The 22,977-nt window shown below is 69.3% G+C and carries 16 protein-coding genes; 8 read left to right on the top strand and 8 right to left on the bottom strand.

From position 1 onward, the window contains the following. Positions 1 to 107: 107 nt before the first annotated feature. Positions 108 to 1,874 carry a proteasome ATPase gene (arc, locus tag F7R91_RS00955; protein ID WP_150943401.1) on the bottom strand — a complete coding sequence of 589 codons (1,767 nt, stop codon included), beginning with the start codon at positions 1,872 to 1,874 and terminating at the stop codon, positions 108 to 110. 467 nt (positions 1,875 to 2,341) lie between these two features. Between arc and F7R91_RS00945 the strand changes: the two genes are divergently transcribed. Beyond that, positions 2,342 to 2,647: a ferredoxin gene (locus tag F7R91_RS00945; protein ID WP_150943399.1), complete on the top strand. Its 306-nt coding sequence runs from the start codon at positions 2,342 to 2,344 to the stop codon at positions 2,645 to 2,647. 82 nt (positions 2,648 to 2,729) lie between these two features. Here the strand turns inward: F7R91_RS00945 and F7R91_RS00940 are convergent, their stop codons facing one another. From F7R91_RS00940 to F7R91_RS00930, 3 genes are all read right to left on the bottom strand, one after another. Then, the gene (locus tag F7R91_RS00940; RefSeq protein WP_150943397.1) at positions 2,730 to 3,308 is read right to left on the bottom strand and encodes a hypothetical protein; all 579 of its coding nucleotides are present in this window, start codon (positions 3,306 to 3,308) and stop codon (positions 2,730 to 2,732) included. 275 nt (positions 3,309 to 3,583) lie between these two features. After that, positions 3,584 to 4,507: a tRNA (adenine-N1)-methyltransferase gene (locus F7R91_RS00935; protein WP_150943395.1), complete on the bottom strand. Its 924-nt coding sequence runs from the start codon at positions 4,505 to 4,507 to the stop codon at positions 3,584 to 3,586. Between the two features lie 51 nt (positions 4,508 to 4,558). After that, positions 4,559 to 6,196: a site-2 protease family protein gene (locus tag F7R91_RS00930; protein ID WP_408055999.1), complete on the bottom strand. Its 1,638-nt coding sequence runs from the start codon at positions 6,194 to 6,196 to the stop codon at positions 4,559 to 4,561. Positions 6,197 to 6,691: 495 nt separating this feature from the next. On the opposite strand from F7R91_RS00930, the gene F7R91_RS00925 reads away from it, so the two are divergent. Together F7R91_RS00925 and F7R91_RS00920 are read left to right on the top strand one after the other, a co-directional pair. Continuing rightward, positions 6,692 to 7,639, top strand: coding sequence for a RecB family exonuclease (locus tag F7R91_RS00925; protein WP_150943392.1), 948 nt, complete (start codon positions 6,692 to 6,694; stop codon positions 7,637 to 7,639). A 71-nt stretch (positions 7,640 to 7,710) separates the two neighbouring features. After that, on the top strand, positions 7,711 to 8,382 hold the full coding sequence (locus F7R91_RS00920; RefSeq protein WP_030179609.1) for a response regulator: 672 nt from the start codon (positions 7,711 to 7,713) through the stop codon (positions 8,380 to 8,382). A 69-nt stretch (positions 8,383 to 8,451) separates the two neighbouring features. Here F7R91_RS00920 and F7R91_RS00915 read toward each other — a convergent pair whose 3' ends face one another. From F7R91_RS00915 to metH, 4 genes are all read right to left on the bottom strand, one after another. Next, on the bottom strand, positions 8,452 to 10,038 hold the full coding sequence (locus tag F7R91_RS00915) for an ABC transporter substrate-binding protein (RefSeq protein ID WP_150943390.1): 1,587 nt from the start codon (positions 10,036 to 10,038) through the stop codon (positions 8,452 to 8,454). Positions 10,039 to 10,109: 71 nt separating this feature from the next. Further along, complete coding sequence (locus F7R91_RS00910) at positions 10,110 to 11,714, bottom strand: ABC transporter substrate-binding protein (RefSeq protein WP_150943388.1); 1,605 nt, start codon at positions 11,712 to 11,714, stop codon at positions 10,110 to 10,112. A 422-nt stretch (positions 11,715 to 12,136) separates the two neighbouring features. Beyond that, positions 12,137 to 12,838: an HAD family hydrolase gene (locus F7R91_RS00905; RefSeq protein WP_150943386.1), complete on the bottom strand. Its 702-nt coding sequence runs from the start codon at positions 12,836 to 12,838 to the stop codon at positions 12,137 to 12,139. Between the two features lie 159 nt (positions 12,839 to 12,997). Beyond that, complete coding sequence (gene metH, locus F7R91_RS00900) at positions 12,998 to 16,513, bottom strand: methionine synthase (protein ID WP_150943384.1); 3,516 nt, start codon at positions 16,511 to 16,513, stop codon at positions 12,998 to 13,000. 319 nt (positions 16,514 to 16,832) lie between these two features. On the opposite strand from metH, the gene F7R91_RS00895 reads away from it, so the two are divergent. The 5 genes from F7R91_RS00895 (at position 16,833) to F7R91_RS00875 (ending at position 22,922) form a co-directional block, all read left to right on the top strand. Then, the gene (locus F7R91_RS00895) at positions 16,833 to 17,597 is read left to right on the top strand and encodes an IclR family transcriptional regulator (RefSeq protein WP_150943381.1); all 765 of its coding nucleotides are present in this window, start codon (positions 16,833 to 16,835) and stop codon (positions 17,595 to 17,597) included. 364 nt (positions 17,598 to 17,961) lie between these two features. Further along, positions 17,962 to 18,756, top strand: coding sequence for an MIP/aquaporin family protein (locus F7R91_RS00890; protein ID WP_150943379.1), 795 nt, complete (start codon positions 17,962 to 17,964; stop codon positions 18,754 to 18,756). A gap of 79 nt (positions 18,757 to 18,835) precedes the next feature. Next, complete coding sequence (gene glpK, locus F7R91_RS00885) at positions 18,836 to 20,374, top strand: glycerol kinase GlpK (RefSeq protein WP_150943377.1); 1,539 nt, start codon at positions 18,836 to 18,838, stop codon at positions 20,372 to 20,374. Positions 20,375 to 20,382: 8 nt separating this feature from the next. Further along, on the top strand, positions 20,383 to 21,999 hold the full coding sequence (locus F7R91_RS00880) for a glycerol-3-phosphate dehydrogenase/oxidase (protein WP_150943375.1): 1,617 nt from the start codon (positions 20,383 to 20,385) through the stop codon (positions 21,997 to 21,999). A 251-nt stretch (positions 22,000 to 22,250) separates the two neighbouring features. Then, positions 22,251 to 22,922 carry a FadR/GntR family transcriptional regulator gene (locus F7R91_RS00875; protein ID WP_150943373.1) on the top strand — a complete coding sequence of 224 codons (672 nt, stop codon included), beginning with the start codon at positions 22,251 to 22,253 and terminating at the stop codon, positions 22,920 to 22,922. Positions 22,923 to 22,977 lie beyond the last annotated feature (55 nt).

The raw sequence follows: 22,977 nt of genomic DNA, 5'->3' as shown, positions 1-22,977 counted from the left end.
TTTGTGCTGGTGGGGAGATCATTTGCGTCATTGCCTCGCTCGAGCCGTGGCCTGAAAAACAGTCGGCTGCGGGTACCCGGTGGGGGCACCCGCAGCCGCCCTGTCTTTTACAGGTACTGCCCGGTGTTCGCCACCGTGTCGATGGAGCGTCCGGTGTCTGCGCCCTGCTTTCCTGTGATCAGGGTACGGATGTAGACGATCCGTTCGCCCTTCTTTCCGGAGATTCGGGCCCAGTCGTCCGGGTTGGTGGTGTTGGGGAGGTCCTCGTTCTCCTTGAACTCGTCCACGCAGGCTTGGAGGAGGTGGGAGACGCGGAGGCCTTTCTGGTTGTGTTCGAGGAAGTCCTTGATCGCCATTTTTTTGGCGCGTCCGACGATGTTTTCGATCATTGCGCCGGAGTTGAAGTCCTTGAAGTAGAGGACTTCCTTGTCGCCGTTGGCGTAGGTGACTTCCAGGAAGCGGTTTTCCTCGGATTCTGCGTACATGTGTTCTACTGCGGTCTGGATCATGCTCTGGACCGTGGTGGCCTTGCTGCCGCTGTGCTCGCCGAGGTCGTCGGAGTGCAGCGGGAGGCGTTCTGTGAGGTACTTGCCGAAGATGTCCTTGGCGGCTTCGGCGTCGGGACGCTCGATCTTGATCTTCACGTCGAGGCGGCCGGGGCGCAGGATGGCGGGGTCGATCATGTCCTCGCGGTTGGAGGCGCCGATCACGACCACGTTCTGCAGGCCTTCCACGCCGTCGATCTCGGCGAGCAGCTGGGGGACGATGGTGTTCTCCACGTCCGAGCTGACGCCGGAGCCGCGGGTGCGGAAGAGGGATTCCATCTCGTCGAAGAAGACGATGACGGGTGTGCCCTCGCTGGCCTTCTCGCGGGCTCGCTGGAAGACGAGGCGGATCTGTCGTTCGGTCTCGCCGACGTACTTGTTGAGGAGCTCGGGGCCCTTGATGTTGAGGAAGAAGCTCTTGCCGGCGGCCTGGCCGGTGACTTCGGCGACCTTTTTGGCCAGTGAGTTGGCGACGGCCTTGGCGATGAGTGTTTTGCCGCATCCGGGGGGCCCGTACAGCAGGACGCCCTTGGGCGGCCGCAGTTCGTGCTCCTTGAACAGGTCGGGGTAGAGGTAGGGCAGCTCGACCGCGTCGCGGATGGCCTCGATCTGGTTGCCGAGGCCGCCGATCTGGTCGTATCCGATGTCGGGTACTTCTTCGAGGACGAGTTCCTCGACCTCGCTCTTCGGAACGACTTCGTAGACGTAGCCGGAGCGGGGTTCGAGCAGGAGGGCGTCGCCGGGGCGGATGGTGACGTCCAGCAGCGGCTCGGCGAGCCGTACCACCCGTTCCTCGTCGGTGTGCCCGAGCACGAGGGCGCGCTCGCCGTCCTCGAGGATTTCCTTGAGGGTGACGATGTCCCCGACGCGCTCGTACTTCATGGCCTCGACCACGTTGAGCGCTTCGTTGAGCATGACTTCCTGGCCGCGCCGGAGCTCGTCGAGCTCGACGCTGGGGCTCACGTTCACGCGGAGTTTGCGGCCGCCGGTGAAGATGTCGGCGGTGCCGTCTTCGTTGGCCTGCAGGAAGACTCCGAAGCCGGCCGGTGGCTGGGCGAGCCGGTCGACTTCTTCCTTGAGGGCCACGATCTGGTCGCGGGCCTCACGGAGCGTGTTGGCGAGTCGCTCGTTTTGGGCGGACACGCCGGCCAGGTTGGTCTGCAGCTCGACGATCCGCTCCTCGAGAATCCTCGTGTGTCGCGGAGAGTCGGCGAGCTTGCGGCGCAGGACGGCGATCTCCTGCTCAAGGTAGGCAATCTGCCCGGCCGGGTCGTCGGACCCTCGTCCCGGGCGGATGCCGCGGTTCATGTCGTCGTCGTGGGCTGCCACGGTCCTCACCTCCTCCAAGGGGAGCTGGACGTTTCCAGACCCTACCTGGGTGGGTGTCGATTGAAACCCCTAGATCACAAAGACTGTCAAGGTGTGTCGTCGGCCACACCCTGTGCCCTTCCTCACGCCGTGTGGATACCCACTCAACGCGATTCAGAAGCGGGCTGTTCCAGGCCGGAGTGGTCAAACCCCTTCACGACTGGGCGGAGTTGCGGTGGTGAAGGGCCTGACCATCGGGGTGGTGGTGGCTGCGGGCCGTGCGGCTGCGGCGGTGCCGGTGGTGGGTTCGGGGGCCGGCGGGCACTGGGGACGGGGCGGGCCGGGAAGCCCGGATCGGTGACGGACGGTGTCCGGGCGGGCGGGGGGCGTGATCGTTCGCGGCCGGAGGTAGGGTCGAAGTGTTCAACACCCGTCAGGGCAGGGCGGACTTGCGTCCGGGGGCCCGGCGCAGGGAAACGGCAGGAGAGATGAGCGTGCAGCAGGAGGCCGGGGCCGCCGGTGAGGCGTTGGAGGTCTGGATCGATCAGGATCTCTGTACCGGCGACGGCATCTGTGCCCAGTACGCGCCGGAGGTGTTCGAGCTGGACATCGACGGTCTGGCCTATGTGAAGGGCGCGGACGACGTCTTGCTGCAGGACAGGGGTGCGACGGCGCCGGTGCCGCTGCCGCTGGTCATGGAGGTGGCCGACTCCGCGAAGGAGTGTCCGGGCGACTGCATCCATGTCCGCCGGGTCGGGGACAAGGTGGAGATCTACGGACCTGACGCGGAGTGACCGTTCGGGCACACTTCGTTACCGATACTGTCTGATTTTTCATGGCACGTCGCCCGGGTCGGACGGTTCAGGCTTGGCCGGTTCAGACGCTGTGGGCTCCGGCCGGGGTCGAGCGGAGGAACGCGCCGTTCTTCCACTGCCATGTCGCGCGGTCGGTCACGTCGGGGCAGCAACTGGGCACATCGGCCGTCGAGTAGCCGAGCAGGGTGGCGAGAACGGCTCCGTCGCGTACGGCGAACTCGCTGACGGTGAGGCGGTCCTTCGGGTCGACCAGGGTGGCGACCACACGGGGCTCGGCGGAGCCGGCGGCGCGGGTGAGGACGTAGACGCCGTCGGGCGGGGTGCCCATCGGGGCGTCGCAGTGCACCACTACGGCCGTTTCCGGTCTGCCGTCGCCGTCGAGGTCTCCGGTGGCTTTCTTCTGTACGACGGTCTTCACCGGTCCGCAGTCGAGCGGGAAGGCGACGCCCGTGGGGTCGGGCGGTGCGACCGCGGCGGGGCCGGGCTTGGTCTCACTGCCGGTCGCCTGGGCCGCCGTCGCCTGATGGGGCTGCAGGAGCGGGGACAGGGCCACCACGCCGGCGACGGCTGTCGCGGTGGCGACCCAGTGGATGGGGCGGGTCTGTGTGTGTGCCAGTTCCGGGACGGCGGGTTGCTGCACTAGAGCAGTGTCTCCTGTGAGAGCTGTGCCGGTGGGGGTGGCCAGCATGGTGCCACACGTCACAGGACGAGGGAACGGCGGGGGCGCTACTTGTGGTGGGGGCACGGGTCGGTGGTGCCGCGACGGTGGCCGGATCGTGGCGTCGTGTCGCGTCGCGTCATCTCGAGTCGCGTCGCCTCGCGTCGGGAAACCGGATCGTGGCGCCGCGTCAAGAGAAAGACGCTGTGGCCGAGTTCCCCGGCGCGTTGGGGAACTCGGCCACAGCGCCTGTACGTTCACTGCGGGACGGGGCCGTCTCGGCGGCCGGTGCCTCCGTCGGCGTTGGGGCCGGCGTAGTCCTCGCCGTAGGCGCCCTTGGCGGGGCGGCGGCGGCGCATGGGCGGCTCGACCCCGTCGGCGAGGCGGCGGGCGGTGAGCAGGAAGCCGGTGTGGCCGATCATGCGGTGGTCGGGGCGGACGGCCAGGCCCTCGATGTGCCAGTTGCGGATCATCGTCTCCCAGGCGGTCGGCTCGTTGAAGCAGCCGATCTCGCGGATGGACTCCACGGTCCGGGCGAGCTGGGTGGTGGTGGCGACGTAGCAGCAGAGGATGCCGCCGGGGACGAGTGCCTTGGAGACGGCTTCCAGGCATTCCCAGGGGGCGAGCATGTCGAGGATGACGCGGTCGACGTCGGTGTCGGACAGGTTGTCCTGGAGGTCGCCGACGGTGAGCTGCCAGGCGGGGTGGGGGCCGCCGAAGTAGCGCTCCACGTTCTGCTGGGCGATCTCGGCGAAGTCCTCGCGGCGCTCGTAGCTGTGCAGCATGCCCTGGTCGCCGATGGCGCGCAGCAGGAAGCTGCTGAGCGAGCCGGAGCCGACGCCTGCCTCCACGACGCGTGCGCCGGGGAAGATGTCGGCGAAGGCGAGGATCTGCCCCGCGTCCTTCGGGTAGACGACGGCTGCCCCGCGGGGCATGGACAGGACGTAGTCGGGGAGCAGGGGGCGCAGCGCGAGGTAGGCGACGTTTCCGGTGGTGCGGACGACGCTGCCCTCGGGTGCGCCGATCAGCTCGTCGTGGGGGAAGGAACCCTTGTGGGTGTGGAAGTTCTTCCCGGCTTCGAGCGTGAACGTGTAGTGGCGGCCCTTGGGGTCGGTCAGCTGTACCTGGTCCCCGACCTTGAAGGGCCCGCGACGGCGGGCGGCACCGGTCGGTTCGGACATGTGAACAGCCTACCGGTCCCTGCGGGGGGCTCCGACCACTGAAGGGTGCGTTCAGCTGGGCCTTGCCATCGCCTTCACGAAGGCGCGTTCCACGTCGGCCGCGGACAGGACGCCGTAGATCTCGCCGCTCTCCTCGACCACCAGGTACTCGGTGGCGGGGGTGGCGCGCAGGGCGTCCAGGAGGTCCTCGCCGGCGAGTTCCGCCGAGACGCGCATGCCGTCGGTGAGTTCATGGGCGAGGCCGCTGACGGCGACCCAGGGGCGGCGGTGCTCGGGTACGCCGGCGATGGCCGCCTCGCGGACGAGCGAGTGGGGGTGGCCTTCGGCGTCGACGACGACCAGGGCGCGGGCGCCGGCGGCGTTGGCGCGGCGCAGCGCCTCGGAGAGCGGGGTGTCGGTCTCGACCGGGACGGCACGGCGGGTGAGGTTGCGGGCGCGCAGTTCGGGGAGGTGTTCGCGCAGGCGGGCCATGCGCAGGCTGTTGCCGGCGCCGGTCCAGATGATCGCGGCGAGGATCGCGGCCAGCAGGGCGTCCATGACGGTGTCCATGCCGACGTTGTCCACCGCGTCGGAGCCGAGCGCGCCGGACTGGGTGAGCAGCGGCAGGCCGATCAGTACGGCGACGGCGAGGGCGCGGCCGACCCAGGCGGCGGCGATGGTGCCGCTCATCGGCTTGCCGGTGATCTTCCAGACGACCGCGCGGAGCATACGGCCGCCGTCGAGGGGCAGGCCGGGCAGGAGGTTGAACGCGGCGACGATGAGGTTGGAGATCATCAGGCCGGCCAGCAGGACGCCGGGGACGGTGCCGGGCTCCACGCCCTGGACGGCGAGGAAGAACACGGCGGCCAGGATCAGGGAGAGCAGCGGGCCGACGAAGGCGAGCACGAACTCGCGACCGGGTGTCTCGGCCTCCTTCTCGATCTCGGAGACGCCGCCGAAGAACTGGAGCTGGATGCGGCGGACGGGGAGTTTGAACCGGAGGGCGGCGACCGTGTGGGCGAGTTCGTGGACCAGGACGGAGGCGTAGAAGGCGACCGCGAAGAAGAGGGAGACGAGATAGCGGGCTGCGCCGAGTTCGGGCAGCACGCGGTCGAGCTGACCGCCGAACACCCAGGTGATCAGGGCGGCGACGAGGAACCAGCTGGGGGCGACGTACACGGGCACCCCGAACGGGCGGCCCATGAGCAGCCCGCCGCGGGGGTCCTTGGCGGGCCGCGCGGGCGCGGTGCCCTTGGCCGCTCCGGAGTGGGCGAGGGAGCGGTCGGGGGTGTGGTCGGGAGTGTGGGCGTGCGGGGTTCGTCGGGTGTCGGCGGGGCCCGGCTCGGTGGCCCTGTGGTGCCGGGCTCCGTCGTCTGCCGCGGGACCCGGCTCGGTGGCCCCGTGGTTCCCGGCGCCCTCATCTGCCGCGCGGTGCTCCGCGGCTCGGCCGTCCGCAGCCGCGTGGCCCCTCGTGCCGGGCTGCGCGGCTCTGTCTTCCGTTGCCCCGCGGCCCGGGGCACCGTCTTCCGCCGGAAGGCCGGTCGTTCCGGGCTCCGTGGCCCTGCTCCCAGCAACGCCGCGGCTCGTGGCGTCCTGCTCCGGGGCTCTGTCGTCCGCAGACCGGTGCCCCGCTGCGTCATTGTCCGCAGGCCGGTGCCCCGCCGCGTCGTTGTCCGCCGGCGTGCGGCCGTTGCCGTCGTCCGCCGACATGTTGCCGTCGCCCGCCGTGGTGTTGCCGTCGCCCTCGTCCGCCGACGTGCTGCCGTTCCCGTCGTCCGCAGGCCTGCTGCCGTTGCCATTGCCGTTGTCAGCCGTGCCGTTGGCCGCCTCGTTGTTGTCCGCGGCGCTGTCCTCGGGGGCTGCGTCCTCGGGGGCGCCGTCCTCGGGGGCGGCGGCGTGGCGCGCGGTGTCCTCGTGCGGAGTCGGGTCGGGGCGTGTGGGGCCCTGGGCCGGGGTCGCAGACCCTGCGTGGCGCTCGGCCGACTCGTCGGTGCCGGACCGCGGCTGCCCGCTCCCGCCGATCTCGTCCACGGTGTCCCCTCGTTCGAAGCGTCTCCCGCGTCTGCCCGGCGGGAGGGTCTCCGGTCGATGGTATGCGGCCGTCGCCGTGCGTTCCGCCTCGGCACCCCCCGTGTTCGCCCGCTGTCGCACCGGTCTCCCCCGTGACGGGGTCACTGTCAGTGGCGGGCCGTATGGTCTGTGGTCATGGAGATGAGCGCGGAGGGCTTCGCGGAGGCCCACAGCAGCGGTATCACACCGGCGGCGGAGCCGGCACCGGCAGCGGAGGCGGCCGGTGCGGCGACGGCCGCCGAGCCCGTGGCCGTCGTGATACCGCCGGCCTCGCTGTCGCCCTCGCGTGCCAGTGACTTCATGCAGTGTCCGCTGCTGTACCGGTTCCGGGTGATCGACCGGCTGCCGGAGAAGCCGAGCGAGGCGGCGACCCGCGGCACCCTGGTCCATGCGGTTCTGGAGCGTCTTTTCGACGCCCCGGCCGTCGAGCGGACCGCGCCCCGCGCCAAGTCGCTGGTCCCGGGCCAGTGGGACCGGCTGCGGGAGACGCGTCCGGAGGTCGTGGAGCTATTCGCCGACGATCCGGAGGGCGAGCGGCTGGCGCGCTGGCTCAGTGAGGCGGAGCGGCTGGTCGAGCGCTGGTTCGCGCTGGAGGATCCGACCCGGCTGGAGCCCGCGGAGCGGGAGCTGTTCGTGGAGGCCGAGCTGGATTCGGGGCTGCGGCTGCGCGGGATCATCGACCGGGTGGACGTGGCGCCGACGGGTGAGGTGCGGATCGTCGACTACAAGACCGGCAAGGCGCCGCGCCCGGAGTATGCCGAGGGTGCGTTGTTCCAGATGAAGTTCTATGCGCTGGTCGTCTGGCGGCTGAAGAACGTCGTGCCGCGGCGGCTGCAGCTCGTCTATCTCGGCAGCGGTGACGTTCTGACGTACGACCCCGTTCTCGGCGATCTGGAGCGGGTGGAGCGCAAGCTGCTCGCGCTGTGGGAGGCGATCGGGCTGGCGACGCGGACGGGTGACTGGCGGCCCCGGCCCAGCAAGCTGTGCGGCTGGTGCGACCACCAGGCGCACTGCCCGGAGTTCGGCGGCACTCCCCCGCCGTATCCGCTGCCGGTCGGGGCGGCCGAGCCGGGGAGCGCGTGAGCCGCGCCCCGGCGGCGGGCCGATGAACGTGCGCAGGGCAGAATGGGGCCGGACTAGCGAAGGAGACTTACGTGGCCATCCGCGTCCTACTGGTCGACGACCAGCCGCTGCTGCGTACCGGCTTCCGGATGATCCTGGAGGCGGAGCAGGACATCGCGGTCGTGGGCGAGGCCGGAGACGGCCTTCAGGCTCTCGACCAGGTGCGGGCCCTGCAGCCCGACGTGGTTCTGATGGACATCCGTATGCCGCGGATGGACGGTGTGGAGGCGACCCGGCAGATCACCGGTCCCGGGCGGGACGGTCCGGCGAAGGTGCTGGTGCTGACCACGTTCGACCTCGACGAGTACGTGGTGGAGGCGTTGCGGGCGGGCGCGAGCGGGTTCCTGCTGAAGGACGCGCCGGCCAATGAGCTGGTCCAGGCGATCCGGGTGGTGGCGGCGGGCGAGGCCATGCTCGCGCCGAGCATCACGCGCCGGCTGCTGGACAAGTACGCCACACATCTGCCGTCGGGCGACGAGCCGGTGCCGGACACCCTGCACACGCTCACCGAGCGTGAGGTGGAGGTGCTGAAGCTGGTGGCGCGGGGCCTGTCGAACGCGGAGATCGCCGCCGATCTGTTCGTCAGCGAGACCACGGTGAAGACGCATGTGGGTCACGTCCTGACCAAGCTGGGGCTGCGCGACCGGGTGCAGGCCGCGGTGTACGCGTACGAGAGCGGTCTGGTGCGTCCGGGCGCGCAGTAGGACGTGGTACGGCAGTGAGGGCGCCCCTTCGCGGAGAAGGGGCGCCCTCGGCGTTCGTACGGCCGCTGCTCAGTCCTTGCTGAGTTCCCAGAACCGGAAGACGGTCGAGGCGTCGAGGCAGTACTGCAGGCCGTAGACGCCGTCGCGGGCGACGGCGTACTGCTTGGCCTGCCAGACCGGGAGGACGGGGAGTTCGTCGGCGACGACGTCCTGGAGCCGGCCGTAGTCGTCGTCGGTGGCGGAGCGGTCGCTCTGGGCGGCGGTGCGCGGGATGAGCGTGCCGGTGATGGTGTCGTTGGCGTAGTTGTTGCTCAGCACGTTGCCCTTGCCGAAGAAGGGGGCGGTGAAGTTGTCGGCGTCGGGGTAGTCGGGCACCCAGCCCTTGACGTAGACGCCGTACTTGCCGTCCGCGATGTCCTTCTCGTACTGCTCGAAGTCGACGGACTGCACCTCGGCGTCGAACAGGCCGCTGTCGTTGAGCTGGTCGGCGATCGCCTTCAGCTCGTCGTCGGTGGCGGGGCCGTAGCGGGAGGGGGTGGACCAGAGGGTCAGCTTGACCTTGCCGGTGATGCCGTCTTCCTGGAGTGCGGCGGCGGCCTTGTCCTTGGAGGGGCGGGCGCCGTAGGTGTCGAAGAAGGCGGTGTTGTGGCCGGAGATGCCGGCCGGGATGATCGAGTACAGCGGGGTGGCGGTGCCTTCGTAGACGTTCTTGATGAGGGCGTCGCGGTCGATGAGGTGGGCGATGGCCTTGCGGACGCCGAGCTTTCCGGCCACCGGGTCGTCCATGTTGAAGACGAGGTGCTGGACCTCGGCGCTGGTGCCCTCGACGACGCCGGTGCTCGTGGCGGAGCCGGTGTCGGCGTTCTCGATGTCGGCGATGGCGCCGGCGGACAGGCCGCGGTAGGCGATGTCGATCTCGTCGTTCTGGAGGGCCTTCTTCAGGGCGTCCTGGTCGCCGTGGAACAGCTTGAGCGTCACGCCGGAGTTCTGCACCTCGGCGGTGCCCTCGTAGTTCTCGTTGACCGAGAAGACGGCCTCGTCCGCGCCGAACGAGTCCAGCTTGTAGGGGCCGGAGCCGACGGCCTCGCCGTCCTCGCGCAGCCCGTCGGCGTCGTACTGCCGGTGGTCGACGATGGAGCCCGCGCCGGAGGCGATCTTGCTGGGGAAGGTGGCGTCGGGGGTGTTCAGCTGGAAGACGACCGTCTTCTCGTCCGGCGCCTGGACCTTGTCGAGCATGGGGAACATGATCGCGGGGCCGGCGGCGTCGTTGATCTTCAGCATGCGGTCGAAGGAGAACTTGACGTCCTCGGAGGTGAGGTCGTCACCGTTGCTGAACTTGAGGCCGTCCTTCAGGGTGCACTTGTAGACCTTGGTCTCCGTGTCCGTGAAGGAGCACTCCTCTGCGACCTCCGGCTGCGGCTCGGTGCCTCCGTTGGGGAAGCTGAGCAGCGACTGGAAGACGTTGTTGAACAACAGCCAGGAGCCGGGGTCGTAGCCGGACGCGGGGTCGGTTGCCAGGACGTCGTCCGACATCCCCATGACCACGGAGGAGCCGCCGCTCCCCGAGTCCCCGTTCCCCGTTCCGCAGCCGGTCAACAGGCCGGAGGCCAGCCCTGCCACGATGGGCAGGACCGGCCACTGGTTGCGCATGTTCACGTGCGGGTGCCTTGTCGTCATTGTTCCAGATCCCGGGGCCCGTGTACCGGGCCCCGGATTACGGCGGATGGTCAGTCGCCCACGCCGCGGCTGAGCTCCCACAGCTGAAGCGTGGAAGACGAGTTGAGAGCGTACGCGGTGCCGGTGACGGTGTCGCGGGCGGCCAGGTACTGCTTGCCCTGCCAGAGCGGGAGGATGGGCACGTCGTCGGCGACGATGTCCTGGATGTCCGTCAGGCTGCCGGAGGCGGACAGCCGGTCGGCCTCGCGGCGGGACTGCGGGATCAGCGTGTTGCGGATCTCGCTGTTCGCGTACGGCAGTTTGAGGAAGTTGTCCTTGTCGAGGAACGGCGCGACGTAGTTGTCGGCGTCGGGGAAGTCCGGGAACCAGCCCATGCCCCAGACCTCGTAGTCGCCGTTGCGTTCGGCCGGGACGAACGAGTCCCAGGCGGCGCCCTGGATAGTCACGTCGAACAGACCGCCGGCGTTGAGCTGCTTCTGCAGCAGCTCGAACTCCTGCTTGGTGGCGGGGCCGTAGTGGTCGGTCGTGTAGTTCAGCGTCAGCTTCACCGGGGTGGTGATGTTGGCCTTGGTCAGCAGGGACTTGGCCTTGTCGACGCTGGGGTCGCCGTACTTGTTGAAGAACGAGTTGGAGTGGCCGGTGATGGAGGCGGGGACCAGCGAGTACAGCGGCTCGGCCGAGGAGCCGTAGACCTTGGAGACGAGTTCGCTGCGGTTGATGATCTGGGCCATCGCCTGGCGGACCGCCTTGGCCTTCACGCCCGGATCGTCGGTGTTGAAGGCCAGGTAGCGGATTTCCAGGCCCGGCAGCTCGACGAGCTCGATATTGCCGCCCGAGGCCTCGGAGAGCTCCTTGATCTGCTCCGGTGACATCGTGCGGGTCATCACCTCGATGTCGCCCTTTTCGAGGGCGTTGCCCATGGCGTCGGCGCTCTCGAAGGAGCGCATCTCGACGTCTTCGTTGTTCACCGTGAGGGCGCCCTTGTAGTGGGGGTTCTTGGTGAACACGGCCTTGGTCATCTCGTCGCCGCTGACCTCGGCCTTCAGGGTGTACGGGCCGGAGCCGTCCACGTCGAAGCCGTCGCGCAGCTTGTCCTTCGCGTAGTCGTCGGGGTTGACGATGCCCGCGACGGGGGTCGAGAGCTTGTACGGGAAGGTGGCGTCGGCGGTCTTGAGGTGGAAGATGACTTCGTTGTCACCCTTGGTTTCCACGGTGTCGATGGTGGACAGCAGGGCGAAGACGCCACTGTCGGCCTTGATCGCCATAGCACGGTCGATGGAGAACTTGACGTCCCCGGCGGTGATGGGGTCTCCGTCGGCGAATGTCAGGCCGTCGCGCAGCCTGCAGGCGTAGCGCTCGTTGCCGGTGTCGGTGAATCCGCAGCTCTGGGCGGCTTCGGGGACGGGGTCACCCTCGCCCTTGGGCTGGATCATCAGGGTCTGCACGGTCTGGCGCAGGATGTTCCAGGTGCCGACGTCGTAGGCGTAGGCCGGGTCCAGGGGCGCCGGGGCGTCCTTCGAGACGGTGAACCGGTCCGTGGTGCCGACGACGATCGCGTCCCCGCCGCCGCTTGCGCTGCCGGTTCCGCCACAGGCGGTGAGCACCGGCGCGAGCAGGCCGGCCACGGCCGGCAGCACCAAAGTGTTGCGGTTCATGCTCGAGTTTCTCCAGAGCTGTTCTAGTCCGTGTATCCGGCATGCAGGGGTGTCGCAGCCGATCACACGGGTAGGGGTGATCTTCTCGTCGACGAGATTAGTGCGCGCCGGCACGAGGGTTGACGGCCACCGGAGTTGGGACCTCATCACGCTGCGAAACCGGGTGTGGACACACCGAAAACCCGACAGCGGAAGGATTAGTGCAGCGTTCCATCAATCGGGACACAAGGGCGCGCCCGTGCCGCCCGAAACGGGGTGAACAGCACGCCCTGCTCCCCCTGTCGACCCTCCTTCGAGTGGGGAACGTCACACAGTGTCAGGGGCCGGAATGGAACGGAATTCGGCCATCCGCCTCGGTTCGAATTCCTTCGATCGCACGGCTCGGGAATTACTCCCTATCGCCGGCACGCTGGGTGAACGCCCTAGCGCATTCCCGTCATCAGTCCGCGCAGAAATGCCAGGTCGACCTCTTCGAGCGAGCCGACGACGGTGCGCCGTGCGGACGGGCCGATGGGCGCGACGGAGGGCACCGCCACCACATGGCAGCCCGCGGCCTCCGCCGAGGCGACCCCGGTGGCGGTGTCCTCGACGACCGCGCATCTGGCCGGATCCGCTCCGAGGCCGACGGCGGCCAACAGGTACGGGTCGGGGTGCGGCTTGGTGCGCGGGACCTCGTCGCCGGCCACCGTCAGGGAGAAGTACTGGGGGCCGAGGGAGGCGAGCACCCGGTCGATGATGCGCCGGTGCGAGGCGGAGACCAGGGCCGTGGGGATCTCGTGGGCGGCGAGCTCGGCCAGCAGCCGGGCCGCCCCGGGCATCAGGGGCAGGAAGCGTCCGATACGGTCCTCGAATCCGTCGTTGAGCAGCACCGTGAGCTCGGCGAGGGGGATGTCGGCGCCGGTGGCCTCGATCAGGAACCCCGCGCTGCGGCTCATGGGGCCGCCGACCACGACATGGCGCCAGGACGGGTCGAGGGTGTGGCCGAGCCGGGCGAAGACGTCGACCTCGACGTCCCACCAGAAGCCCTCGGTGTCCACCAGGGTTCCGTCCATGTCGAGGAGCACGGCCTGCAGGGCTGAGCCTTCGGCCGTACGGGTTCCGAGCGCGGGGACCGTGCTGGTCATCCGGGCGCACCTCCTTGAGGGACGATCAGGCCGGTTCCCACGAGGGAACCGGCCTGCAGTGGACCGACCAGTGTACGTCGCCCGCCACCGAAGTGCCTGGTTTGGCCTGTGTGCCCCGGGGCACACGGGTCACATCGCCGGGGGTTGCGTCGACGTGTGTCAGCGTGCGTTGAAGTACTTGGCCTCCGGGTGGTGGATGACGATCGCGTCCGTGGACTGCTCGGGGTGGAGCTGGAACTCCTCCGAGAGGTGGACACCGATGCGCTCGGGCCGCAGCAGCTCGGCGATCTTGGCCCGGTCCTCCAGGTCGGGGCAGGCGCCGTAGCCGAGGGAGAAGCGCGCACCGCGGTACTTCAGGGCGAACATGTCCTCGATGTCGCCGGGGTCCTCGCCGGCGAAGCCCAGCTCGGAACGGACGCGCGCGTGCCAGTACTCGGCGAGTGCCTCGGCCAACTGCACGGACAGGCCGTGCAGTTCGAGGTAGTCGCGGTAGGAGTCCGCCGCGAACAGCTTCGCCGTCTCCTCGCCGATCCGCGAGCCGACGGTGACCACCTGAAGGCCCACGACATCCGTCTCCCCGGACTCCTCCGGCCGGAAGAAGTCCGCGAGGCACAGCCGGCGGCCGCGGCGCTGGCGCGGGAAGGTGAACCGGGTGCGTTCGTTGCCCTGTTCGTCGAGAATGATCAGGTCGTCGTCCTTGGACACGCACGGGAAGTAGCCGTAGACGACCGCCGCTTCCAGCAGGTTGTCCGTCTGGAGCCGGTCGAGCAGGCCGCGCAGCCGGGGCCGGCCCTCGGTCTCGACGAGTTCCTCGTAGGTGGGGCCGTCGCCGGTGCGGGACTGCTTCAGCCCCCACTGGCCCTTGAACAGGGCGCCCTCGTCGAGCCAGCCGGCGTACTCCTTTAGCTGGATCCCCTTGATGACGCGGGTGTCCCAGAACGGCGGGGCGGGGACGGGGTTGTCGGTGGCCACGTCGGAGCGGACGTGCCCCTCCTCCGGGCGCTCCTCCACCTCGACGGCGGCCGCGCTGCGGACGCGGCGCTGCTTGAGCTCGGGCAGCGCGGCGCCGGGCACGCCCCGCTTGACGCCGATCAGCGCGTCCATCAGCCGCAGACCCTCGAACGCGTCGCGGGCGTAACGGACTTCGCCCTCGTAGATCTCGTGGAGGTCCTGTTCGACATAGGCGCGGGTGAGGGCGGCGCCGCCCAGGATGACCGGGTAAGTGGCCGACAGACCGCGCTGGTTGAGCTCCTCCAGGTTCTCCTTCATGATCACCGTGGACTTCACCAGCAGCCCGGACATGCCGATGACGTCGGCGCGGTGCTCCTGCGCCGCGTCCAGGATCGCCGCCACCGGCTGCTTGATGCCGAGGTTGACGACGTTGTAGCCGTTGTTGGACAGGATGATGTCGACGAGGTTCTTGCCGATGTCGTGCACGTCGCCGCGCACCGTGGCGAGGACGATGGTGCCCTTGCCTTCGGCGTCGGACTTCTCCATGTGCGGTTCGAGGTAGGCGACGGACGTCTTCATGACCTCGGCGGACTGGAGGACGAACGGCAGCTGCATCTGGCCGGAGCCGAAGAGCTCGCCCACGACCTTCATGCCGTCCAGGAGGGTCTCGTTGACGATGTCGAGGGCGGGGCGGGTCGTCAGGGCCTCGTCCAGGTCCCGCTCCAGGCCGTTGCGTTCGCCGTCGATGATGCGGCGCTTGAGGCGCTCCTCCAGCGGGAGGGCGGCCAGTTCCTCGGCCTTGCCCGCCTTGAGCGACTTGGCGGTGGCGCCCTCGAAGAGCTCCATGAGCTTTTGGAGGGGGTCGTAGCCCTCGCGGCGGCGGTCGTGGATCAGGTCCAGTGCGGTGGTGACCTCTTCCTCGTCGAACCGGGCGATCGGCAGGATCTTCGAGGCATGCACAATCGCCGAGTCCAGGCCCGCCTTGACGCATTCGTCGAGGAAGACGGAGTTGAGCAGGATGCGGGCGGCCGGGTTCAGACCGAAGGAGATGTTCGACAGGCCGAGGGTGGTCTGTACGTCGGGGTGGCGGCGCTTGAGTTCGCGGATCGCCTCGATGGTGGCGATGCCGTCCTTGCGGGACTCCTCCTGGCCGGTACAGATCGTGAAGGTGAGGGTGTCGATGAGGATGTCCGACTCGTGGATGCCCCAGTTGGTCGACAGATCCTCGATCAGCCGTTCGGCGATCTCGACCTTCTTCTCCGGGGTGCGGGCCTGGCCCTCCTCGTCGATGGTCAGCGCGATCAGCGCCGCGCCGTGCTCCTGGGCGAGCCGGGTGACCTTCGCGAAGCGGGACTCGGGGCCGTCGCCGTCCTCGTAGTTGACGGAGTTGATCACCGCGCGGCCGCCGAGCTTCTCCAGGCCGGCCTGGATGACGTCGACCTCGGTGGAGTCCAGCACGATCGGCAGGGTGGAGGCGGTCGCGAAGCGGCCGGCCAGTTCCTGCATGTCCGCCACGCCGTCGCGGCCCACGTAGTCCACGCACAGGTCGAGCATGTGGGCGCCCTCGCGGATCTGGTCGCGGGCCATCTCCACACAGTCGTCCCAGCGGGCCTCCAGCATGGCCTCGCGGAACTTCTTCGAGCCGTTGGCGTTGGTGCGCTCACCGATGGCCAGGTAGGAGGTGTCCTGACGGAAGGAGACCGTCTGGTAGAGGGAGGCGGCGCCGGGCTCGGGCTGCGGGGTGCGCTCGACGGGCGTCGTCTCGCGCACCCGCTCCACGAGCTGCCGCAGATGCTCGGGCGTGGTGCCGCAGCAGCCGCCGACCAGGTTCAGCCCGTAGTCGCGGACGAAGGTCTCCTGGGCGTCCGCGAGGCCCTCGGGGCCGAGCGGGAAGTGGGCGCCGTCCTTGGTCAGGATCGGCAGGCCCGCGTTCGGCATGCACAGCAGCGGGGTGCGGGAGTGCCGGGCCAGATAGCGCAGATGCTCGCTCATCTCGGCGGGGCCGGTCGAGCAGTTCAGGCCGATCATGTCGATGCCGAGGGGCTCCAGCGCGGTCAGTGCGGCGCCGATCTCCGAGCCGAGCAGCATGGTGCCGGTCGTCTCGAACGCCATCGAGACCAGCAGCGGCACGTCGACGCCGGTCGCCTCCATCGCCCGCCGGGCGCCCAGGATCGAGGACTTCGTCTGGAGGAGGTCCTGTGTGGTCTCGACGATCAGGGCGTCGGCGCCGCCGGCGAGCAGGCCCTCGGCGTTGGCCTGGAAGCCGTCGCGCAGGGTGCCGTAGCCGATGTGGCCGAGGGTCGGCAGCTTGGTGCCGGGGCCGATGGAACCGAGGACCCAGCGCTGGCGGCCGTCGCGTGCGCCGAAGTCGTCGGCCGTCTCGCGGGCGATCCGGGCGCCCGCCTCGGACAGCTCGTACACGCGCTCGGAGATGTCGTACTCGGCCATCGCCGAGTGGTTGGCTCCGAAGGTGTTGGTCTCGACGCAGTCCACGCCCGAGTCGAAGTACGCCTCATGGACGGAGCGGACGATGTCGGGGCGGGTCAGGTTCAGGATCTCGTTGCAGCCCTCTAGGTGCTGGAAGTCCTCCAGCGTGGGCTCCTGGGCCTGAAGCATGGTGCCCATCGCTCCGTCGGCGACCACCACTCGGGTGGCGAGCGCCTCTCGGAGCGCGGACACACGGGTCCGGCTGTCGGCGGAAGGGGTCAGCGGCGACGAGGCCATGAAGGGGCTCCCTGGAGTGCGACGGCTGTCGGCTTTGCGGCTTCCCCCCGAACGTCTCACAGAACGTCGCGGCGAAGGCGCACGCCGCCAGGGTAGCCGGGACCGGCCGCGGATGGTCGCAGCGTCCACGGGGCGGACGGAGAATGGCAGCCTCGTGGCCCAGGGGACACGTGACGCAGCACACGGATACGTGTGACGCAACCGATGCTGACCGAGTATTAGCGGAAGGTCGACATCGACCGGTAGTGTTCGACATTGCCGAACAGCGGCACCGACGTCGCTTACGTCGACGGTCGAAGGGGACGGAGGCAGTACGGCGATGGCACGGAACATCCAGTCGCTCGAGAGGGCGGCCGCGATGATGCGACTGCTCGCGGGCGGCGAGCGGCGGCTCGGCCTGTCGGACATCGCCTCGTCACTGGGCCTCGCCAAGGGCACCGCCCACGGCATACTGCGCACCCTCCAGCAGGAGGGCTTCGTCGAACAGGACGACGCCTCCGGGCGGTACCAGCTGGGCGCGGAGCTGCTGCGCCTGGGCACCACGTATCTGGATGTGCACGAACTGCGGGCGCGCGCCCTGGTGTGGACGGACGACCTGGCCCGCTCCAGCGGCGAGAGCGTCTATCTGGGTGTGCTGCACCAGCAGGGCGTGCTGATCGTGCACCATGTCTTCCGGCCTGACGACAGCCGGCAGGTCCTGGAGATCGGGGCCATGCAGCCGCTGCACTCCACGGCTCTGGGCAAGGTGCTGTCCGCCTGCGATCCGGTCGCCCACAGCGAGGCCGTCGAGGCCGACCGCAAGGCGTTCACGGACCGGACCGTGTGCGAGCTGGACGCGTTCGAGCACATCCTCGACATCACGCGTGCGCGTGGCTATGCGGCGGACGTCGAGGAGACCTGGGAGGGCGTCGCGTCCATCTCCGCGCCCATCCATGACCGCAGGCGCATGCCGGTGGGCGCGGTGGCCATCACCGGCGCCGTGGAGCGGGTGGTCCGGGACGGGGAACTGCGTCCCGAGCTGATCGCGGCGGTGCGGGACTGTGCCCGCGCGGTGTCGCGGGACCTGGGTGCCGGGCGCTTCTGAAACTGCGAGCCGTCGGAGCCGGACGTCGTGCGACGTTCCGGCTCTTCGTCGTGCCCTGACATAGCGGCGTAAAGACGGATGTTCCGCACGCACGGTGCCCGCTCGGGAGCCATGCGTGTCGAGCCGAAGATCGATAGTCGGCATCGATCAATAACGATCGGGTTTTCGATATCCGGGCTCTTGACGCACAGGTGACGCCGGGCAAGACTCCCGTCCATCGGTCGGCATTGTCGAACACCTAACGGCAATACACGCTAGAGTGTGGCAACGCCAAGGACCGGGATCGCTCTCACCCCCGAGGGCGCCTGAACCCCCGGCGGGACCCGGGGTTCGGTTCCCTGGACGAAGGACAAAGGAGTCGCGGGTGTCCAGCTCCGACATCTTCATCGGCGAGACCATCGGTACCGCCATACTCATCCTGCTCGGCGGTGGCGTCTGCGCCGCCGTCACGCTGAAGGCCTCCAAGGCCCGTAACGCCGGCTGGCTCGCCATCACCTTCGGGTGGGGTTTCGCCGTTCTGACGGCTGTGTACGCCTCGGCGCCGCTCTCCGGCGCCCACCTCAACCCGGCCGTCACGGTCGCACTCGCCATCAAGGACGGCGAGTGGAGCAACGTTCCGACCTACATCGGCGGACAGTTCCTCGGTGCCGCGATCGGCGCCTTCCTGGTCTGGGTCGCCTACTACGGCCAGTTCCACGCGCACCTCACCGACAAGGAGATCGTCGGCGGTCCGGGCGCGCAGGCGACGGACGTCAAGGCCGTCGAGGCCCAGGAGACGGGCGCGGGCCCGGTCCTCGGTGTCTTCTCCACCGGTCCGGAGATCCGCAACGTGGTGCAGAACCTGCTCACGGAGATCATCGGCACCGTCGTGCTGGTCCTCGCCATCCTCACGCAGGGCCTGAACGACAACGGCAACGGACTGGGCACCCTGGGCGCCCTGGTCGTCGCCCTGGTGGTCGTCTCGATCGGTCTGTCGCTCGGCGGTCCGACCGGCTACGCGATCAACCCGGCCCGTGACCTCGGACCGCGTATCGTGCACGCCCTCCTGCCCCTGCCCAACAAGGGCGGCTCCGACTGGGGCTACGCCTGGATCCCGGTGGTCGGCCCGCTCGTCGGCGCCGCGATCGCCGCAGGCATCTACAACGTCGCCTTTGCTTAAGAGCACCGAGCTTCACCGCACTTAACCAGCACCGCGCCGTACGTAAAGCCCCCATCCACGGAACTCCCAGGAGTACACAGTGACCGACGCCCACACCGCCGGCCCGTTCATCGCCGCCATCGACCAAGGCACGACCTCCAGCCGCTGCATCGTCTTCGACCGGGACGGCCGTATCGTCTCCGTCGACCAGAAGGAGCACGAGCAGATCTTCCCGAAGCCGGGCTGGGTCGAGCACGACGCCACCGAGATCTGGACCAACGTCCAGGAGGTCGTCGCCGGAGCGGTCGAGAAGGCCGGCATCACCCGCGACGACATCAAGGCCATCGGTATCACCAACCAGCGCGAGACCACCGTGCTGTGGGACAAGAACACCGGTGAGCCCGTCCACAATGCCATCGTCTGGCAGGACACCCGCACCGACGCCCTGTGCAAGGACCTCGGCCGCAACGTCGGCCAGGACCGCTTCCGCCGCGAGACGGGTCTCCCCCTCGCCTCGTACTTCGCCGGCCCCAAGGCCCGCTGGCTGCTCGACAACGTCGAGGGTCTGCGTGAGCGCGCCGAGGCCGGGGACATCCTCTTCGGCACCATGGACACCTGGGTCATCTGGAACCTGACCGGCGGTGTCGACGGTGGCAAGCACTACACCGACGTCACCAACGCCTCCCGCACCATGCTGATGAACCTGCACACGCTGGAGTGGGACGAGAAGATCGCCGAGTCCATCGGCGTCCCGCTGGCGATGCTGCCGGAGATCCGCTCGTCCGCCGAGGTGTACGGCGAGATCACCGGCGGCAAGCTCGGTGAGCTGCTCGGCGGCATCCCGGTCGCCTCCGCGCTCGGCGACCAGCAGGCGGCCCTGTTCGGCCAGACCTGCTTCGCGGAGGGCGAGGCCAAGTCGACGTACGGCACCGGCACGTTCATGCTGCTGAACACCGGCGAGAAGATCATCAACTCGTACTCGGGCCTGCTGACCACCGTCGGCTACCGCATCGGGGACGAGAAGCCGGTCTACGCCCTCGAAGGCTCGATCGCCGTCACCGGCTCGCTGGTGCAGTGGATGCGCGATCAGATGGGCCTGATCTCCACGGCCGCCGAGATCGAGACGCTCGCGCTCTCGGTCGAGGACAACGGCGGCGCGTACTTCGTACCGGCCTTCTCCGGCCTGTTCGCCCCGTACTGGCGCTCCGACGCCCGCGGTGTGATCGCCGGCCTGACCCGGTACGTCACCAAGGCGCACCTCGCGCGCGCCGTCCTGGAGGCCACCGCCTGGCAGACCCGTGAGATCACGGACGCCATGACCAAGGACTCGGGCGTCGAGCTCGCGGCCCTCAAGGTCGACGGCGGCATGACCTCCAACAACCTGCTGATGCAGACGCTCTCGGACTTCCTGGACGCCCCGGTGGTGCGTCCGATGGTCGCCGAGACGACCTGCCTCGGCGCCGCATATGCCGCCGGTCTCGCCGTCGGCTTCTGGACCAGCACCGACGACCTGCGCGCCAACTGGCGCCGGGCCGCCGAATGGACCCCCCGCATGGACGCGGACACCCGCGACCGTGAGTACAAGAGCTGGCTCAAGGCCGTCGAGCGGACCATGGGCTGGCTCGAGGACGAGGAGTAAGAAACCGCATGACCAGTCAGTCCACCCTGCAGTCCGTGCCTGCCCTGGGAACGCACCCGGCCTCCGGCTCCAACCCGAGCCGCGCCGAGACCCGGGAGCAGCTCGCCAAGGCGTCGTACGACCTTCTCGTGATCGGCGGCGGCATCCTGGGCATCTCCACCGCCTGGCACGCCGCGCAGTCCGGCCTCAGGGTGGCGCTGGTCGACGCCGGCGACTTCGCCGGCGCCACCTCCTCCGCCTCCTCCAAGCTGCTCCACGGCGGTCTGCGCTACCTGCAGACCGGCGCGGTGAAGCTGGTGGCGGAGAACCACTTCGAGCGCCGTGCGGTCTCCCGCCAGGTGGCCCCCCACCTGGCGAACCCGCTCACGTTCTACCTCCCCGTGTACAAGGGCGGGCCGCACGGCGCTGCGAAGCTCGGGGCGGGCGTCTTCGCCTACTCCGCGCTCTCCGCGTTCGGTGACGGAGTGGGTCACCTGCTCAGCCCGGCGAAGGCCGTACAGGACGTGCCGGAGCTGCGCACCGAGAACCTCAAGGCCGTGGCCGTGTACGGCGACGACCAGATGAACGACTCGCGCATGGCGCTGATGACGGTCCGCGCGGCCGTCGAGGCGGGCGCGGTCGTCCTCAACCACGCGGAGGTCAGCGGCCTCCGCTTCACCAAGGGCCGTGTGACGGGCGCCGAGCTGCGCGACCGTCTCTCCGGTGACGAGTTCGGCGTCAACGCCCGGCTCGTGCTCAACGCGACCGGCCCGTGGGTCGATCACCTGCGCCGGATGGAGGACCCGGATGCCGCGCCGTCGATCCGTCTGTCGAAGGGCGCGCATCTGGTCCTGAAGCGGACCTCGCCCTGGAAGGCGGCGCTCGCGACCCCGATCGACAAGTACCGCATCACCTTCGCCCTCCCCTGGGAGGACATGCTGCTGCTCGGCACGACCGACGAGGTGTACGAGGGCGACCCGGCGGACGTCGCGGTCAACGACAAGGACATATCCCAGATCCTCGACGAGGCCGCGTTCTCCGTCCGCGACCAGCAGCTCGACCGGAGCCTCATCACCTACGCCTTCGCGGGTCTGCGGGTGCTGCCGGGCGGTCCCGGCGACACGGCGAAGGCCAAGCGGGAGACGGTGGTCACCGAGGGCAAGGGCGGCATGCTGTCCGTCGCGGGCGGCAAGTGGACGACGTTCCGCCACATCGGCCGTACGGTCATGGAGAAGCTGGAGTCGCTGCCCGGCCACCCGCTGGGCGAGGACTTCGAGCCGATCTCCTCGCTGCCGAAGAAGCTGCCGCTGCCGGGCATCTCCAACCCGCGCGCCGTCGCCCACCGTCTGCTGACGGACCGCCCGGCGCCCGGCCCGCGCATGGCGCCCGACACGGCCAGTCACCTGGCCACGCACTACGGCTCGCTGTCCTTCGACATCGCCCGTCTGGCCAACGACAACCCGGAGCTGGCCGAGCGCGTGCACCCGGACGCCCCGGAGATCTGGGCGCAGGTCGTCTACGCCCGGGACAACGAGTGGGCCGAGACGGCGGACGACGTGCTGCGCCGCCGTACGACGCTCACGATCCGCGGCCTCGCCACGGACGAGGTCCGCACCAAGGTCCAGGATCTGCTGGACAAAAAGTAGACCCTCCGCCGGCCTCACACTCCCCTGACCGAAGGCCGGCACCCCGAGGGACGGCCCTTTCCGCACCGGGGCCGGATCCACGGAAGGGGCGGCTCCACGCCGATGGAGCCGCCCCTTTCGCGTGGGCGCGCGGGCCACCCCCGGCGTGTGGCGCCCCTCGACGGGCGGGCCGTGAACGCCGATCCGGCGGCGCGGGCCAGGCCCCATAATGTGCTGAGACATCCGATGTCTGGGCGACAGGGAGGCCGTTCATGGCAGTCACGGACGAGGCGATCGACAAGATCAAGGCAATGATCGTCTCCGGTGTGCTGCGCCCCGGCGACCGGCTGCCGAAGGAGAGCGAGCTCGCCTGCGAGCTGGGTCTGTCCCGCAACTCCCTGCGGGAGGCGGTGCGCGCCCTGTCGCTGATCCGGATCCTGGATGTGCGGCAGGGCGACGGCACCTATGTGACCAGCCTGGATCCGCAGCTTCTGCTGGAGGCCCTGAGCTTCGTCGTCGACTTCCACCGCGACGACACCGTCCTGGAGTTCCTCGCCGTGCGCCGCATCCTGGAGCCGGCCGCCACGGCGATGGCGGCCGCGCACATCGGCGAGCAGCAACTGGACGCGCTCGGTGCCCAGTTGGACAGGCTCGGCGAGGCTCCTTCGGTGGAGGAGCTCGTCGCCTGCGACCTGGACTTCCACCGGGGCATCGTGCGCAGCTGCGGCAACTCGGTGCTGTGCTCCCTCCTTGACGGCCTGTCGGGCCCCACCACGCGGGCCCGGATCTGGCGCGGCCTGACCCACCAGGACGCGGTCGGCCGCACTCTGCGTGAGCACCGGGCGATCCTGGCCGCGCTGCGGGAGCGGGACGCGGAGGCGGCGCGTTCGTGGGCGACGGTCCACATCGCGAGCGTGGAGCAGTGGCTGCGGTCGACGCTCTGAACTGGGACGGGGGGGTGTTCGGAGGCGGCTGACGGGGCAGTGATCCGTTCACTCC

Origin of the sequence: Streptomyces luteolifulvus, from assembly GCF_008806595.1 — a bacterium.
GTDB classification, from domain to species: Bacteria; Actinomycetota; Actinomycetes; order Streptomycetales; family Streptomycetaceae; genus Streptomyces; species Streptomyces luteolifulvus.
This window is presented reverse-complemented; position numbering and strand designations above follow the sequence as displayed.